Raw genomic sequence first — 2,317 nt, forward strand, 5'->3', positions numbered from 1 at the left:
CAAGTTCCTTCGGAATTTTCCGGATGTAATGGTGTTTACAAGAGTTCTTATAGCCAATCGCGGTGAAGTCGCACTTCGGATAAACGCAACACTCCAGCGTCTCGGCATCGACGCAGTGGGTGTTCACACCCACAATGATCAGCACGCACTGCATGTTCAGCGCATACCGGAGAGCGTCCTTCTCAATGACGGAGAGCAAACGGGATATCTCGATATCCAACAGATCATCGCCGCAGCGCACGCAAGCGGCGTCCAGGCCATACATCCGGGGTACGGCTTCCTCGCCGAAAACGCCGAGTTCGCAAGGGCGTGCAAGGAAGCAGGGTTGATCTTCATCGGTCCACCCGCCAATGCCATGTCTGCGATGGGCGGAAAAATTTCTGCTCGTGAATATGCGATGCGCGCAGGAGTTCCCGTTGTGCCAGGTGTCGGTGATGCGCAGATGTCGAATGACGATCTCTTGGACGCGTGCGCAGAGATGGAATTTCCTTTGCTGGTGAAGCCTGCTGCAGGCGGTGGCGGGAAAGGCCTACATGTCGCCAGAGACTTTCAAGAACTCCGCGAAGTTTTGCCGACAGCGCGACGTGAATCGTTGGCGGCCTTCGGCGACGATACCCTGCTCGTGGAGAAATACCTCCTGCGCGCTCGGCACATAGAGTTCCAAGTCGTTGCAGACAACTACGGAGACAATACTCATCTCGGAGAACGGGAGTGCTCTCTCCAGCGACGTCATCAGAAGGTTATTGAGGAGGCACCGGCGCCTAGATTCTCAGAAGCTAATCGAGAAATCATGGGAGCTGCCGCCGTTGCCCTCACTTCGGCCATTGACTACCAGAATCTTGGAACAATCGAATTTATCGTTGATGCAGATTCTCCAGAGACCTTCTACTTCATGGAGATGAACACGCGACTTCAGGTGGAGCACCGTGTCACCGAGATGATCACAGGGTTGGATCTTGTCGAATGCCAACTTCGCCTAGCCGCGGGAGATCCGCTCAAGGATGTGATTCCCGTTCGAAAATTCAGCGGGCACGCCATGGAGGCGCGGATCTACGCCGAAGACGCCTTCAATGGATTCCTTCCAACCGGCGGTGTCATCGGTAAATTCAACTCGGCCGAGACTTCTCACACGGTGACAGATTCTTCGATCCAAGACGGCGCACTGGTGTCTTCCTCTTTTGATCCAATGCTCGCCAAGATTGCATGTTGGGGAGAAAATCGAGCCTCCGCACTTGCCCGTTTGCGAGGGGCACTGACAGAGACGGTTCTGCTCGGAGTGACTACCAATATCGATTTCCTTATAGCCCTATTGGATCTAGCCGACATTCAAGATTCCAATTACGACACGAAATACCTAGAGGCACAAAATATTGAACGATCGCGCCCCACGGCCGCTGTTCTCTCTGCATACGCGGCAATAGCTACCACGTCATCTGATGTTGGTTCGTGGCGTGCCGATGGGTGGCGGCTATACGGCATGCCGTATTCGACGATACCTGCTTATGTCGATGGTGTGCGCTATGACGTCCCAACCGTAAGTGTCTCGCCGCTCACTGTCGATTCTTATCGCGACGATGTGAATTACTGGCTTCATCATCCATCCTTCGGGACCTGGTTGATAAAGGAGACAGGCGAGCGACGGGCATCTACAAATCAACTCAGCGACGAGATCGTCAGCCCGATGCCGGGAGTAGTTATCGCAGTAAACGCGGCAGTAGGCGATCAGGTGGCTATTGGCGATCCCCTCGTCGTTATTGAAGCAATGAAGATGGAACATGTCGTCCGTGCCAGACGCGCTGGACACGTGATGCGATGCAATGTCGCCTTCGGCGCAAGTGTGCGTGTCGGACAACTACTACTAGAGGTGGTCGAGGATGTTTGATCGCAGTGGACTGCCCAAAGAAGTCACCGTCTACGAGGTTGGACCACGCGATGGTCTACAAAACGAGGCCGAGTTTCTCCCCACCGCCGCGAAGGCTGAGTTGATACAACGCCTCGCTCGAGCCGGACTCCCCGCAATCGAGGTCGCCAGTTTCGTCCGGCCAGATCTGATTCCCGCACTGGCCGATGCTGAAGAATTACTCGCTGAATTAGCTCCATTGCTTGCTACACATCGAATGAGCGCGCTGGTTCCCAATCAAAGAGGTCTCGATCGTGCCCTAAAAACGGGCGTTCGCGAGGTTGCGGTATTCGCAAGCGCCACCGAATCATTCGCAAAGGCAAACCTCAACAACTCAGTAGCGGGCTCACTCGACATGTTCAGCCCCGTGATCAAACAAGCACGGGATTCGGGTCTTCAGGTACGCGGTTACATCTC

At 54.7% G+C, this 2,317-nt stretch carries 2 protein-coding genes; both read left to right on the forward strand.

All coding sequences use genetic code 11. The annotated features are described in order from the left end of the window. Nucleotides 1-1,882 (forward strand): biotin carboxylase N-terminal domain-containing protein (locus Q8902_15875; GenBank protein ID MDP4201033.1); only part of this gene is annotated, 1,882 nt, incomplete at its 5' end. After that, nucleotides 1,875-2,317, forward strand: a 443-nt coding sequence (locus tag Q8902_15880; protein ID MDP4201034.1) for a hydroxymethylglutaryl-CoA lyase, incomplete at its 3' end; no start/stop codon positions are given. The genes Q8902_15875 and Q8902_15880, both read left to right, overlap by 8 nt.

The sequence above is a fragment of the Bacteroidota bacterium genome, from assembly GCA_030706745.1.
Classification (GTDB): domain Bacteria; phylum Bacteroidota; class Ignavibacteria; order Palsa-1295; family Palsa-1295; genus PALSA-1295.